Origin of the sequence: Winogradskyella poriferorum (assembly GCF_050618035.1) — a bacterium.
Classification (GTDB): Bacteria; Bacteroidota; Bacteroidia; order Flavobacteriales; family Flavobacteriaceae; genus Winogradskyella; species Winogradskyella poriferorum_A.
In genome coordinates, this window is record NZ_JBODPY010000001.1 from 628,257 (window position 1) to 643,099 (window position 14,843).

Here is a 14,843-nt window from a genome sequence, read left to right on the forward strand (position 1 = left end):
TTTAAAATCTAGGCTTTTTTAATAGTGATATTATAATTCTAATTCTTTATGAATCGTTTTAAAATGATATCATCACCTACGGCCAATTCAACAAAGTAAACTCCTCCCTCTAATTCTTGCACATTTATTTCATTGTATCTATTACCTTTTGCAACAGTTTGACCTAGCATATTAATAATTCTATAAGTCGTTGTTTCTTCACTTAGGAAATTAGACTTTATATATAGAACATTTTTAACTGGATTTGGATAAAGTGAAAAGGCGTTTGCATTATTTTCATCTTCATCACCTAATTCATCATCTCTTGTTCCGAAAGGAATAGCAACTGTTGTACCCGAACAAGATGTTTCATAAATCTTCACATTTGAGAATGTAGAATTATTGCCAGAACCAGCATCATTATCATTAATAAATACTAACCTGTCCATACTTCCTGTATATGAATCACCAACCGGAATTACGTAGGTAACAGTACCATTAGAATAATTATCAAAGTTCGTAATACCATAATTCTGTGTTCCGTAGAACTTAAAGTAGAATGAAGAGGTTAATGAATTATCATTCTCAAATCCAATAGCATGTATTTCACCCTCTGATGTACTACTAAACTCTAATTCTATAACAGTATTTGCAGTAACTGTATAAGGGAAATTAATATACTTCCATGTATTATTAGATAAGGTTAATGATGTGCCACCTGAACCTATTGAATTACTTCCATCGCTATCTTGGGTAGAGAAGGAATTAAGCGTATAATCATTAAAGTTAAGAACATCACAACCCGAAGAACCAGAGCCATCATCAGCATTTAATTCTAAATTATCTATAGCAATATCACTTCTCCAACTAGATCCTGTTGTACCAACAAATCGTAAAGTAATAGATTGACCAGTATATGTTGCTAAGTCTACAGAAGCTTGGTTCCATTGATTACCTTGATTACCAGATAAACTCCAAATAGAAGTCCATGAGCCACCTTCATCTGTAGAAACCTCAAGAGAAAGCGTTCCAATATTGGTTCCATATAAGTGATTCTGGAAAGTAAATACAGCAGCTGTTTCAGCAGTTAAATCAAAACAAGGACTAACTAGAATAGCCGTTGCATTTGGTCCTATCTGGCCTGGACTATTATTAGTAGAAGCCTCCAAGAACATATAAAAAGATCCATTAGCTGCAGAACTTGGTCCTGTAGTATTTGAAGGTGTCGAGCCACTATTTCTTACCCAATTACCATCATCTCCACCAGCTTGAGTCCAACCATCACCAGATTCAAAACTCTCGGTGTATGGGAAAGTAGAAATTCCACCAGTACATCCACTAGACACTTCATTTACATTCACAGTTCTCGTTACTTGTGACGCAGCATTTCCTGCGGCATCACTTACGTTATAGGTTACCGTATAAGTCCCTGCAACATTTGTATTAACGATATCACCACCAATTACAATATTCGCTGAAATATTGCCATCAATGTTGTCGGTTGCATTTGCACCTTGCTCTGTGTAGGTATCACCTACATTAAGATCAACAACAGATGCACCAATTAATGTAATTACTGGTGCCGTAGTATCTGGATTAACAGTAACAGATCTTGTAACTTGGTTTGCAGCATTTCCTGCGGCATCACTAACGTTATATGTGACAATATAAGTGCCTGCAATATTGGTATTCACAGTGTCTCCACCTATAACAATATTTGCAGAAATATCACCATCTATATTATCTGATGCTGTCGCACCTTGCTCATTATAAGTCTGCCCTAGATCTAAACTAATATTAGACGCACCAATTAATGTAATAACCGGAGCCGTAGTATCTGCATTAACATTAACTGTTCGTGTAACTTCTGATGCAGCATTTCCTGCGGCATCACTAACATTATAAGTGACAATATATGTCCCTGGAATATTTGTATTTACAGTGTTTCCACCTATAACAATACTCCCTGAAATATCACCATCAACATTATCAGTTGCGGTAGCTCCAAGTTCATTGTAGGCTTCACCAACATTTAAGTTGATTGTTGAAGCACCATTTAAAGTTATTACTGGAGCTTCAGTATCTGGTCCTGTTCCTTCTATTACAATGGTATAGTCTTCCACTTCACCATAGGTAAAGGAGGCACATGGACCTACCGTAGCATTATAACTCATTGTTACACGCATTCTAGTAGCCACTTCCGATGCGCTACTTGGCACGGTAAAGCTTCCACTTACAGGAGTTGCCTGAGTAGGAGATTGTGTAAACACTTGTTCATTCGCATCCGTAAAATCTCCATCTCTATTATAATCAATCCAAACAGAATATCCTTCATTATATAAAGTTCCTGTCCATGTTGGAGTTATTGTTACTGTGTACTGAGATCCTTTTATTAAGGTCGTGGACTGTGCAGTAAAATCTGAATAGAATTGAGCTCCTGAACTATTATCAATAGTATTTAGCTGTACTCGAGAAATATATTCATCATTTACATTTGAACTTTGTGAAGCACAATACGTAACAGGAACAGCATCGGTAGTAACTACCGCACTATTACTTTCACTAGAAACATTCCCTGCAGCATCTTTGGCGATTACAGTAAATGTATATTGCGTTTCAGGAGATAATCCTGTAACTGCAAAACTCGTGTTGGCTGGTAATATTTCTCTACTGTAGCTTCATAAATTACACCATCATCATTAGAAAGTGATACTGTAAATTCTATTTTCTCGTTCGGCTGTATACCTGCATCTAATGTTAATGATGCCGAAACTGTTCTTTGTTCTAGAACACTCATACCAGTTTCTGTCGCAGGAGACACAATACTGGTTATATTAGACGATATTGGCGTAAAGTTTAAAGTAAAATCACTTGATGTTTGGCCTACACGCTCTATTCCAAAATCTAAATTTGATGTAAGACTAGAGATATCACTTTGTGTTAAATCATGCAGTTTTGCATACTTACCTCCATAATAAGCGCCCATTAAAGAAATACGTACCGATCGTTTTGCAATAGGAATAATATCGCTAGGCGAAGGCCAAAAACCTGTTCCTCCATGTTCTGGTGTAGTGGCTAAAATATTTTGTCCAGACCCATTAGAACCATTAGCATCGGTACTTCCACCAACCATCCAGTCATCGGCAATACCGTTAGCTGCTGAAAAAATTGTTGCACCAGATACATAGCGATTGTATTTTGTCATGGCCTCATGCATACGATGCATTTCATCCTCTCGCCCAGAGACAAAAGATGGGTTTCCTCCATAAGGGTGTGGGATTGAATTTGCAAAAGAGTGATTCCATATTCCCATTTTAAAGTTTCTGTTAGTGATAAAATCAACCATAATTTGAGTCTCAGGCTCAGATGCTGCGCTTGGGCCACGGTATGAATCACTTGTAGTTGTTCCTGACGAACCCGAACCTGCAGTACCCCAGAAATAATCAAAATTTCTGTTTAAATCAACACCTCTATTTGATGAAGAGTTTGATGTCCCTCCTGCACCTGGTCTTAAATTCTTACGTTGCATTCCACCACCTGATGAACTCAAATGTTCATTCCATCGTAATCCATCTGGATTAACAACAGGAACAAAATACAACTCATTGTTATCAACTAAATGTTTTATGGCAGAATCCGTACTGTAATTCTCTATTAAGTACCACATAAAATATAAATTCCCCATTAGAGCATTTACCTCTCTAGAATGGATCATAGATGTAAATAAAAGCTGTGGTCTTGTACCTTCAGTAGTACTGCTTTCATTACCTGTTATCCTTACGTAGTAAATGGTCTGCGGATCCCAAAAGGTATTTCCTTGACCACTATAGGTTAGACCATTATTAGTTATTGTACTAGATGGATTTCCCCATGTTGTCTGATTCGTAGGAGATGCATCTTGTTTTACCGAAACTATATTAAGACCGTTACTAACAGAATACGTTCGCATTTGATCGAGCTCTGCCAAAACTTCGCTAATGGTATAACAACCACCCATTGAACCTAGTTCAAAATTTAATGGTGTTGACCAATCTTTTTCGTCTAATTCTGCATATTGCAAATAATTTTCGATCGTAGTTGCTGAAACCGAACCACGTTTGGCTAATTCTGCATTTCTAAGTGCAATGGTTTTAGCATGTTCAGCCTTAGTCTTTAAGTTAGCCATTGGCAATCCACTTACTGCACGTTGGTTATAGAAGCTCTTTAAGTCGGTGATCTCTGTTGTGTATGAGATACCGAGTTGCTCCAGAACCATTCGATCTGCATCTGATATGTCTATGTGCATTTCATCGTGGTGATGAGTTGCTCCACATCTCAAATCAATCCCTTGCTGAGCAAGAAGATCTATTGTAGATTGACTCGGATTGTTAATTGAAATTCTAGAATGATTGTTTTGAGCAAAAATTTGGAATGCTAAAAATAGCATTGGGACTAAATAGGTAATTTTTCTCATTAGTTTGGGGTTAGTAATGAAATTAATAGGTGGCTAATATAGAATATTTATTCAGTTTTTATCCATAAAATGCATATTTATTCGATGAAATGCATATTTTGAAATTACACCAAAATATAACAGGCTGTTTATTAACAGATTAAATAAACTACTTGAATTCAAAATTTTTGGCATCAAACACTAAAATTGCCCCCTTCACTTTACTATTTTTACATTAATTATGGGTGACCCTGTTTTATTAGACATAGAAAATCTTTCCGTTTCGTTTTATAACAATGAAAAAGAAACACCTATTTTAAAGAATTTAAGTTTTCAGCTTAATTCGAATTCGATTACAGCGATTGTTGGTGAATCTGGATCTGGGAAATCCATTACCTCACTTTCAATTATGGGACTTCTTCCGAGTCAAATCTCAAAAATCACCTCTGGTTCAATTCAGTTTAATACAAAAGAACTCGTTGGGTTAAACCAAAAAGACTATCAACTCATAAGAGGAAATGAAATTGCTATGATTTTTCAAGAACCAATGAGTTCACTTAATCCCTCAATGCGCTGCGGTAAACAAGTCGAAGAAATCTTAAAAAAACACACTGCATATAGCCAGCATGAAATACAGACTGAAGTTGTTGCTTTATTTAATAAAGTAAAGCTTCCAAATCCAGAGCGAATATATAAAGCTTATCCTCATGAAATATCTGGTGGCCAAAAGCAACGCGTTATGATTGCCATGGCCATTGCTTGTAAACCTAAAATTTTAATTGCAGATGAGCCTACAACAGCTTTGGATGTAACGGTACAACAGGAAATATTAGACTTAATTAAGTCTTTACAAAAAGATACGAAAATGAGTGTTCTTTTTATTTCTCACGATCTTTCGCTGGTTTCGCAATTTGCTGATGATGTTATTGTTATGTATAAAGGTGAAATTATAGAAAAGAATTCAGTTCGTAATATTTTTGAATCTCCGAAACACACTTATACCAAAGCACTCATAAATGCACGGCCATCTACAAATGAAAGATTAAGAACACTACCTACAATATCAGACTTTTTAGAGGGTCAACCTGATTCTGAAATAATATCGACTTCACAACGCCTTGAACATCACAAGAATTTGTATAACCAGAAACCACTGTTAGAGGTTCATAATATTGAAAAGGAATATTTTACAAATACAGGTTGGTTCTCAAAACAAAATAGTTTCAAAGCGGTTAATGATGTTAGTTTTAAAGTATATCGTGGAGAAACACTTGGTTTAGTAGGTGAATCTGGATGTGGTAAGTCAACCCTTGGAAATGCTATCCTTCAATTAGACAAAGCTACAAGTGGCAAAATTATCTATAATGGCGAGAATATTACCAATCTTACGAAAAAGGAATTAAGGAAACTTCGAAAAGATATTCAGATTATCTTTCAAGACCCTTTTGCTTCTCTTAATCCTAGAATTATGGTAGGGCAAGCCATTATGGAACCAATGCGTGTTCATAGTATTGGCAAGGATGATGGTGAAAGAAAAGAAAAAGTACTCAATATATTAACTCAGGTTGGTCTAGACGAGACCTATTTCTCAAGATATCCTCATGAATTCTCTGGTGGTCAACGCCAGCGTATAGGTATTGCAAGAACAATTGCCTTAGAGCCAAAACTCATAATTTGTGATGAATCTGTATCAGCATTGGATATTTCGGTGCAAGCTCAGGTTCTTAATCTATTAAATCATTTAAAGTCGACGTTTGGTTTTACCTATATTTTTATTTCACACGATCTTGCTGTTGTTAAATATATGGCGGACCAATTATTGGTAATGAATGCTGGAAAAATTGAAGAAATTGGTGAAGCAGATACGTTGTTCAATTCACCTGAAAAAGAATACACAAAAAAATTAATAAACGCTATCCCTAAGGGCTAAAAAAACATGCTATAACATAGTTGCTATAGCATGAAAATTTTCTTAGTTAATTTTAAAACATTAGAGACTAACCTCATTGTGTTTTTGAAATTTGAAAACATTCCGTTTTCATTTAAAGTAGGTTCTGGTAGATTTTGATTTGTTTTCATAGATTAAATTCATGATAGATTTGGGGCAAATCATAAATTAAGTTTATGGTAAACTTGGTTATTAATTTGGGATTGCTAATATGGGATTAATTTTCAATTTATCAGTTTAAATACCTTATTAATCGTTGAAATACATGTTTTTTTAACATTTTAGAACGCTATCAACGAAATATCCTACAAAAAAACCACCTTGCTAAAAGTGGTGTAATAAATAAGTCTATCTAATATCTATAATTCCATCTCAGGTATTTCCCCTTCAACAATTAGAGTACCTTCGGTCGCTTCTTTAATCTGATCTACTGTAACACCTGGAGCTCTTTCAAGTAATTTAAATCCTTCTGGTGTTATTTCTAAAACCGCCATATTAGTCACGATTTTCTTTACACAACCAACACCAGTCAACGGTAGACTACAGCGTTTTAATAATTTAGATGCTCCTGCACGGTTTGTATGCGTCATCGCAACAATTATGTTTTCTGCACTAGCCACTAAATCCATAGCGCCACCCATTCCTTTTACCATTTTGCCTGGTATCTTCCAATTTGCAATATCACCATTCTCCGCGACCTCCATAGCTCCCAAAATAGTAAGATCTACATGTTTCCCTCTAATCATAGAGAAACTCATTGCCGAATCAAAAAAGCTTGCACCTGGTAGTGTTGTAATGGTCTGCTTGCCTGCATTAATAATGTCTGGGTCTTCTTCACCTTCAAAAGGAAAAGGTCCCATCCCTAAAACTCCATTTTCACTTTGAAACTCTACCTCTATATCTTCTCTTACAAAATTGGCCACTAAAGTAGGTATGCCAATACCTAAATTTACATAATACCCATTTTGTACTTCCTTTGCTATACGCTTTGCAATTCCGTTTTTGTCTAACATATCAGTTGCGTTTTCTTACTGTTCGCTGTTCAATTCTCTTCTCATATTGCACGCCTTGAAAGATGCGTTGCACAAATATTCCAGGTATATGAATTTGATTTGGATCTAACGCACCTGCTGGTAAAAGCTCCTCAACTTCAGCTACGGTAATTTTAGCTGCACCACAGATATTAGGATTAAAATTTCTTGCAGTTCCCTTGAAAATTAAATTTCCGGCAGTATCACCCTTCCAGGCCTTTACAAAACCAAAATCTGCCTTAAAGGCGTATTCTAGGATGTGCATTTTGCCATCAAACTCTCTCACCTCCTTGCCCTCTGCAACTTCAGTACCATAACCTGCAGGTGTGTAAAAAGCAGGAAAACCTGCTTGAGCTGCTCTACAGCGCTCAGCAAGAGTCCCTTGAGGAATAAGCTCTACTTCTAGCTCTTTAGATAACATTTGACGTTCAAACTCATCGTTCTCACCAACATATGAGGAGATCATTTTTTTGATCTGTTTCTGCTGTAACAACAAACCTAATCCAAAATCATCAACACCTGCATTATTAGATACACATGTTAGACCTTTTACATTAAGTTGAACCAAGCGCGCAATTGCATTCTCTGGAATACCAGACAAACCAAAACCGCCGAACATAAAGGTCATATTATCTGAAACACCTTGTAACGCCTCAACAACGCCAGGTACTTTTTTATTTATCATAAATTGATTATTTACATCATGAAATTTACGAAACTATGATTGATTATCACAGAAATTTCATTTGAAAAAAAGGCAAGTTGAAAGGTCTAAAAATCAGAGAAATCATCGATATCATCAATCAAGTCGTCATCATTTTTTCCCTCCTCATCAGCACTTAATGTACAATCTACTCTTATCGATAATTCAGACGGTTCTTCAAATTCTTCCTTAGAAACATTGAGTGTTTCGTCTTCATAACAGGCCTTCATAAATAAGGCCCAAATTGGAAGCGCTGTAGAAGCTCCCTGACCATACTCTGTATCTTTAAAATGTGCCGCTCTGTCTTCTGCACCAACCCAAACACCGGTTACTAAATTTGGAACCATTCCCATAAACCACCCATCACTATTATTTTGTGTTGTTCCTGTTTTACCTGCAATTGGATTTGTTAATTCCCAAGGGTAACCCGTAAGCATTTCTTCTGTAAATCGTCTGTTTACTCTCCAGTTATCTCTTAAACGCGCACCAGAACCAGACTGTACTACACCTTCCATTAGATTCACAGTTACATAGGCAACTTCTTCACTTAATACATCTTTACTTTCAGGCGTAAATTGATAAAGTACGGTTCCATTCTTATCCTCAATCCTCGTTATCATAACAGGCTTGTTGTAAACACCTTTATTGGCGAAGGTAGAATAAGCCGCAACCATTTCGTATACACTTATATCTGGTGTCCCTAAAGCAATAGCAGGTACTGGTAAAATTTCTTGTTCTACACCAAGCTTTTCAGCCATTTCCACAACGGGTTGTGGCCCTATTTCGTTCATCAATCTTGCTGTAATAGTATTAGTAGAACTTGCGAGTGCTTCAATTAAAGTCTGATTCCCAGAATAATTATAATCTGAATTCTTTACCGTCCAAGGTTCCGGATTACCATATTTCTCAGCTTCAATTGTAATGGGTGATCTCGGAAAGGAATCGCATGGTGAAAGTTGAAGCTGATCTATTGCAGTTGCATATACAAACGGTTTAAATGTTGAACCTACTTGTCGCTTCCCTTGCTTCACCATATCATACTTAAAGTGCCTGTAATCCATACCGCCAACCCAAGCCTTAACATGACCTGTTTGCGGATCCATAGACATCATTCCAGGTCTAAGAAATGACTTATAATAGCGCATAGAATCGATTGGCTTCATAATAGTATCTACTTCTCCTGGCTTGCCATCTATCCATTTAAATACCCTCATTTCTTTTGGTACATAAAAAGAATCCTCAATTTCCTTATTTGATTTTCCTTGAGCTTTTAAGATTCTCCAACGCTCTCCTCTACGCATTCCGTCTCTTAGTAGCTTGTCAATCTCTGCTTTATCGAGCTCTAAGAAAGGTGCTGTAGGATTTCTTTTCGGTGTGTTTTGATGATCAAATTCTGCTTGCAATCGTGGCATGTGTTGCCCAACCGCCTGTTCTGCATACGCTTGCATACGAGAATCTATAGTTACAAAAACTCTAAGACCATCACTCGTAATATCATACATACTTCCATCTGGCTTGCGATTTTCCTCTTTCTTCACCCATTCCTTCATGAAACCTCGAAGATATTCTCTAAAGTACGTAGCAATACCTTGGTTGTGTGTTTCTGGAGTGTAGTTTAAGTCTAAGTCTGTATTTTGTAAAGAGTCTTTAACTTCTTCGGTTATGTACTTGTATTTATGTAACTGGGCGAATACAACGTTACGTCTATTTTTCACTCCCTCCGGATTTCTGCGTGGATTATATAATGAAGAGTTCTTAAACATACCCACTAACATTGCAGATTCTTTAAGGTCTAAGTCTTTGGGTTCTTTACCAAAATATATTCTTGCTGCTGATCGTATGCCATCACCGTTATTACCAAAATCATAAATGTTAAAATACTGAGCAATGATTTCTTCTTTGGTGTATTGACGTTCTAATCTAATAGCAATAATCCACTCTCTAACCTTTTGGAGCGCTCTTTCAATTCTGTTTTTGGAAACTTGATCTGTAAACAATTGTTTTGCCAACTGTTGAGAAATAGTACTTGCACCACCTCCAGTACCAGCTTTAAAAACAGCTCTCATGGTGCCTCGTCCATCAATCCCAGAATGATCGTAAAATCGTATATCCTCGGTTGCAATTAGAGCATCGACTAGATGCTTAGGTAAGTTTTCATAACCAACAGGTGTTCGGTTGTCGTTAAAATAAAATTTTCCTAAGGTCTTACCATCAGCAGAAATAATTTCTGTTGCTAAATTAGTTTCAGGATTCTCTAATTTTGTGTGATCTGGCATTTCACCAAGTGCACCCCAAGATGCCAATAAAAATAAAAGGATAAATGCTAGAATACCACTGGCAAATAAAATCCAAAACCAACGTATATACTTTGAAAAATCAACTGTTTGGGCCTTGGTTGGTGTAGCCTTCTTTTTTGCCATAATCTGAAATTATTTTAGCGCATTCTCAACGCGAAATCCTATGTCCGTTATTCCTTCAAGATTGTTAACTCCTTCAACACTGCCATTTTCTCTCATAGCATGTTGTATATTGACTTGATATTCCCCTTCTTCATTAAATATAAAAGGTTCATCAAAGCCTTTGTACCATAATTTATTTTCCTTGATATCAGAAAATCCAGACCCTAAAAGTTCTCCATTTGGCTTAGCCATACGATATTCTAGAGTATCTCTTAAAGCCTTTCCGTTAGGGTAATTTAATTCAACGATGAGAAATAGATTATTAAATTTATAATCATTAGTATTTCTAACGTTTACAAATAAATTATAGGAATTTGTGGTATCCGGAGCTTCAATGGAAAAATTAGCGATTGTATCCTTGTTCCATTGATTTGGAACCGATTTGTAAACATCATAAACAGCATTAGAATCACATGAAAAATTCAATAAACAAATCAGAAATAAAACTATACTAATTGGTTTTTTTTGCATTTGTTTTTTGATTTCTATTTCGGTTACGATTACGCTTCTTCCTATTGTTTTTACGTTTTCTTTTGGATTTTGGACTATCAAAACGTGTTAAACTATCCTGACCAACAACGTTTTCAAACTCATTTTTAGTATCCTCGACTTGCTCAACAGTGTATTCCTCGAGGCTTACCACCTTTTCTTTACGCTTATTCTTAGCTATAATTTCATTGGCCTGTTCTGTAGTAATAACATGCCAATTCATCCACTCACCTTCATAGGCATACCACATTAAGCCTTTAAAAATATCCGTCTTCTGGCAAATGGCCACACCTTTTTCTGTATATAATTTAGTGTCGCTTTTTGGAAAGGCTTTTAAGGCATCTAGGTAAGCATCTAACTCATAATTTAAACAACATTTTAGCTTACCACATTGCCCAGCAAGTTTAAGTGGGTTTAAAGATAATTGTTGGTATCGCGCTGCAGAAGTACTTACCGATCTAAAATCTGTTAACCATGTAGAACAGCACAATTCACGTCCACAAGATCCTATGCCGCCAAGTCTCGCGGCTTCTTGTCTAAAACCAACCTGACGCATTTCAATACGCGTTCTAAACTCACGAGCAAATACTTTGATTAATTCTCTAAAATCTACACGCTCCTCTGCAGTGTAATAAAAGGTCGCCTTGCTCCCATCGCCTTGATACTCGATATCAGAAATTTTCATTTTAAGATTAAGGTCGATTGCAAATTGACGTGCCTTAACCTTCATGGGTTCTTCTTTATCTCTTGAGCTCGACCAAACATCTATATCTTTTTGCGTCGCTTTTCGATAAATCTTCAAAACGCTCTCTGGGTCATCAAGATTTACTTTTTTACGTTTCATCTGCACACGAACCAATTCTCCTGTAAGTGTTACCATACCTACATCATGGCCAGATTTAGCCTGTGTAGCAACAATATCTCCAATACTTAAAGTTAAATTTTCGGTGTTTTTATAGTAGTGCTTTCTCCCATTTTTAAATCGGACCTCAACCCCTTTAAAAGGTTCTTGTCCATTGGGTAGTGACATATTTGACAACCAATCAAAAACAGTAAGTTTATTACAACTATCCGTACCACAAGTACCGTTGTTTTTGCATCCTTTAGGTTGACCGTCTTTACCAGTTGAGCAACTGTTACAAGCCATAAAAAATAATATATATAAAGTCTAGATATAGAATCTAGAATAAGGATTCATAATTAATTAGTAAAGATAATATTATTTATTTAGTGGTAGTGAAGAACACTGAAATCTAACTGATAGTAATTCTTTTAGAATACTTCATTAAAAAGGCTCCTTTATGGAGCCTTACTTATTATTGTTCTTTCTGGCTTTCAAAAATATTCCTGAGATCTTTTTTATAAGGCAAATGATCTGCTCTACCTTTCTTAAAGATATCATTACTATTGCCTTGACCCTTTCTCAAAGCCTTTTGCTCTTCGTAGGGTAATTTTATAACCTCTTGGCAGTTTGATGAGCAACAATTGTCCATTTTTTCTTTGCACTCATCGCATTGAATAAATAACAAATGACAGGCCTCATTAACACAATTAGTGTGTGTATCAGCGGGTTTACCACATTGATGGCAGTTTGCAATTATATCATCGCTTATACGCTCAGAACGTCTCTGATCGAATACAAAGTTTTTACCAATAAATTTATTCTCTAAACCTTGGTCATTAACCTGTCTAGTGTAATTTATTATACCACCTTCTAGCTGAAAGACGTTTTTAAATCCTTTGTGTTTGTAATACGCACTCGCCTTTTCGCAACGAATTCCACCTGTGCAATACATTACCAATTTCTTGTCTTCTTTATGTTCTCTCAAATCCTCTTCTATAAGATCTAGAGATTCTCTAAAAGTATCTACATCTGGTGTAATTGCATTTTTAAAATGTCCTATCTCACTTTCGTAGTGGTTTCTCATATCTACCACAACCGCATCTGAGTCTTCAATTAGTGCATTAAATTGCTCAGCATTGACATGTACACCTTTGTTGGTGACATCGAATGAAGCATCATTAAGACCATCGGCCACAATTTTGTGTCGCACTTTTACCTTTAGCTTTAGAAATGCATAGTTGTCGTGCTCAATGGCCACATTTAATCTTACATTTTCTAAAAATGAAATGGTATCAAGGTGATTCTTAAAGGCATTAAAATTTTCTGCAGGCACAGAAAGTTGGGCATTAATACCTTCGTTTGCCACATAAATTCTTCCTAAGACATCTAGTTCGTCCCAAGCCAAATACATGTGGTTTCTAAAAAGTTCTGGATTGCCAATTTTGGCGTACTTATAGAAAGAGATCGTCAAGCGGTCTTTACCTGCTTGCTTAATTAATTCTGCTCTTTCTTTAGCACTTAAGTTATTGTACAGTTGCATGCTATACCAATTTTTTAAGTTAAAGAATAAGGTACAAAGGTAGACTTTTTGATGAATGTAAATAAAAAAGCACCTTGAAATGTTCACGGTGCTTTTTTAGATCAACTAACTATAACTAAAACTAATTAAAAGGGTTAATCGACATTGGTTAAACAGTTGCTGAACTAATCAGCAACTGAATGACCTAATGTTTTGCTAAACTTGGTTTGTTTAAAAAGTAGAAAATTTTTAAAGACTTATCTCTCAACTTTTCAACAGCTTTTCATAGCATTTTTTCCTTTTTCATACAGTAGATGTAAAAAGTGTAAAATGGTTGCGTCAGAATATTAAAAAAAATAAAATAAGTGGTATTTTTGATATCCTAATAATTAAGATTTTTGAATAAATGAGTAGTGAAAAAGACGCAAAATTAAAAGCATTAAAACTTACTTTAGACAAGCTAGATAAGGCATATGGTAAGGGAACAGTAATGAAGATGAGTGACCAAGCCATTGAGGATGTTGATGCTATATCTTCTGGTTCTTTAGGATTGGATATTGCTTTGGGAGTTGGAGGTTATCCTAGAGGACGAGTAATTGAAATTTATGGACCAGAATCTTCGGGTAAAACCACATTAACCTTACATGCCATTGCAGAAGCTCAAAAAGCTGGTGGTATTGCCGCTTTTATAGATGCAGAGCATGCTTTTGATCGCTTTTATGCAGAAAAGCTCGGTGTAGATTTAGAGAATCTTATTATTTCCCAACCAGATAATGGTGAGCAGGCACTTGAAATTGCAGATAACTTAGTACGCTCTGGTGCTATTGATATAGTTGTGGTAGATTCTGTAGCTGCCTTAACCCCAAAAAGTGAAATTGAGGGTGAAATGGGTGATTCTAAAATGGGATTACACGCCCGCTTAATGTCGCAGGCACTTAGAAAATTAACTGCTTCTATTAGTAAAACTAATTGTACCATGATTTTTATTAACCAGTTGCGTGAAAAGATTGGTGTAATGTTTGGTAACCCAGAAACGACTACTGGAGGAAACGCACTTAAGTTTTACGCCTCAGTTAGACTAGATATTAGACGTTCTACACAGATAAAAGATAGTAACGGTAGTGTAATGGGTAACAAAACACGCGTTAAGGTTGTTAAAAACAAAGTAGCGCCTCCTTTTAGAACTGCAGAATTTGATATTATGTATGGTGAAGGAGTTTCAAAAGTTGGTGAAGTATTGGATTTAGCTGTAGAACATGATATTGTAAAAAAGAGTGGATCTTGGTTTAGTTATGAGGATACCAAGCTTGGACAAGGTAGAGATGCCGTTAAAACGTTAATAAAAGATAATCCGGATTTAATGGATGAGTTAGAAGAAAAAGTGAGGGCACTCATTAATAGTTCTAACTAAAAAATATAAATCCTGAAAAATTTCAGGA

10 protein-coding genes are annotated in these 14,843 nt (G+C 35.9%); 2 read left to right on the forward strand and 8 right to left on the reverse strand.

Annotated elements, in window-relative coordinates; translation table 11 throughout:
• Positions 1–38: 38 nt before the first annotated feature.
• Positions 39–2,642, reverse strand: a complete 2,604-nt coding sequence (locus ACRHOC_RS02755) for an immunoglobulin-like domain-containing protein (protein WP_431157441.1) — start codon at positions 2,640–2,642, stop codon at positions 39–41.
• Positions 2,573–4,432, reverse strand: coding sequence for a M14 family metallopeptidase (locus ACRHOC_RS02760; RefSeq protein ID WP_431156989.1), 1,860 nt, complete (start codon positions 4,430–4,432; stop codon positions 2,573–2,575). Before ACRHOC_RS02760 ends, ACRHOC_RS02755 begins: the two co-directional genes overlap by 70 nt.
• A 220-nt stretch (positions 4,433–4,652) precedes the next feature.
• On the opposite strand from ACRHOC_RS02760, the gene ACRHOC_RS02765 reads away from it, so the two are divergent.
• On the forward strand, positions 4,653–6,341 hold the full coding sequence (locus ACRHOC_RS02765) for an ABC transporter ATP-binding protein (protein WP_431156990.1): 1,689 nt from the start codon (positions 4,653–4,655) through the stop codon (positions 6,339–6,341).
• 377 nt (positions 6,342–6,718) lie between these two features.
• Here the strand turns inward: ACRHOC_RS02765 and ACRHOC_RS02770 are convergent, their stop codons facing one another.
• The 6 genes from ACRHOC_RS02770 to ACRHOC_RS02795 all read right to left on the reverse strand — a co-directional run bounded on the left by ACRHOC_RS02770 (position 6,719) and on the right by ACRHOC_RS02795 (position 13,425).
• Positions 6,719–7,372 carry a CoA transferase subunit B gene (locus ACRHOC_RS02770; RefSeq protein WP_431156991.1) on the reverse strand — a complete coding sequence of 218 codons (654 nt, stop codon included), beginning with the start codon at positions 7,370–7,372 and terminating at the stop codon, positions 6,719–6,721.
• Position 7,373: 1 nt separating this feature from the next.
• Positions 7,374–8,075 (reverse strand): CoA transferase subunit A, encoded by a 702-nt coding sequence (locus ACRHOC_RS02775; RefSeq protein WP_431156992.1) that lies wholly within the window; start codon positions 8,073–8,075, stop codon positions 7,374–7,376.
• Positions 8,076–8,161: 86 nt separating this feature from the next.
• Positions 8,162–10,513, reverse strand: a complete 2,352-nt coding sequence (locus ACRHOC_RS02780) for a penicillin-binding protein 1A (protein ID WP_431156993.1) — start codon at positions 10,511–10,513, stop codon at positions 8,162–8,164.
• Positions 10,514–10,522: 9 nt separating this feature from the next.
• Positions 10,523–11,023: a gliding motility lipoprotein GldH gene (locus ACRHOC_RS02785; RefSeq protein WP_431156994.1), complete on the reverse strand. Its 501-nt coding sequence runs from the start codon at positions 11,021–11,023 to the stop codon at positions 10,523–10,525.
• Positions 11,004–12,188 carry a PSP1 domain-containing protein gene (locus ACRHOC_RS02790; protein WP_431156995.1) on the reverse strand — a complete coding sequence of 395 codons (1,185 nt, stop codon included), beginning with the start codon at positions 12,186–12,188 and terminating at the stop codon, positions 11,004–11,006. Before ACRHOC_RS02790 ends, ACRHOC_RS02785 begins: the two co-directional genes overlap by 20 nt.
• Positions 12,189–12,357: 169 nt before the next feature.
• On the reverse strand, positions 12,358–13,425 hold the full coding sequence (locus ACRHOC_RS02795; protein WP_431156996.1) for a rhodanese-related sulfurtransferase: 1,068 nt from the start codon (positions 13,423–13,425) through the stop codon (positions 12,358–12,360).
• A gap of 385 nt (positions 13,426–13,810) precedes the next feature.
• Here ACRHOC_RS02795 and recA point away from each other — a divergent pair, with 385 nt between their 5' ends.
• Positions 13,811–14,815, forward strand: a complete 1,005-nt coding sequence (gene recA, locus ACRHOC_RS02800) for a recombinase RecA (protein ID WP_431156997.1) — start codon at positions 13,811–13,813, stop codon at positions 14,813–14,815.
• The last annotated feature ends 28 nt before the right edge of the window (positions 14,816–14,843 follow it).

Bases quoted from the DNA above. Each gene is read 5' to 3' on its own strand.
- ACRHOC_RS02760 (WP_431156989.1), bottom strand. From the start codon at position 4,432: ATGAGAAAAATTACCTATTTAGTCCCAATGCTATTTTTAGCATTCCAA.
- ACRHOC_RS02765 (WP_431156990.1), top strand. From the start codon at position 4,653: ATGGGTGACCCTGTTTTATTAGACATAGAAAATCTTTCCGTTTCGTTT.
- ACRHOC_RS02770 (WP_431156991.1), bottom strand. From the start codon at position 7,372: ATGTTAGACAAAAACGGAATTGCAAAGCGTATAGCAAAGGAAGTACAA.
- ACRHOC_RS02775 (WP_431156992.1), bottom strand. From the start codon at position 8,075: ATGATAAATAAAAAAGTACCTGGCGTTGTTGAGGCGTTACAAGGTGTT.
- ACRHOC_RS02780 (WP_431156993.1), bottom strand. From the start codon at position 10,513: ATGGCAAAAAAGAAGGCTACACCAACCAAGGCCCAAACAGTTGATTTT.
- ACRHOC_RS02785 (WP_431156994.1), bottom strand. From the start codon at position 11,023: ATGCAAAAAAAACCAATTAGTATAGTTTTATTTCTGATTTGTTTATTG.
- ACRHOC_RS02790 (WP_431156995.1), bottom strand. From the start codon at position 12,188: ATGGCTTGTAACAGTTGCTCAACTGGTAAAGACGGTCAACCTAAAGGA.
- ACRHOC_RS02795 (WP_431156996.1), bottom strand. From the start codon at position 13,425: ATGCAACTGTACAATAACTTAAGTGCTAAAGAAAGAGCAGAATTAATT.
- recA (WP_431156997.1), top strand. From the start codon at position 13,811: ATGAGTAGTGAAAAAGACGCAAAATTAAAAGCATTAAAACTTACTTTA.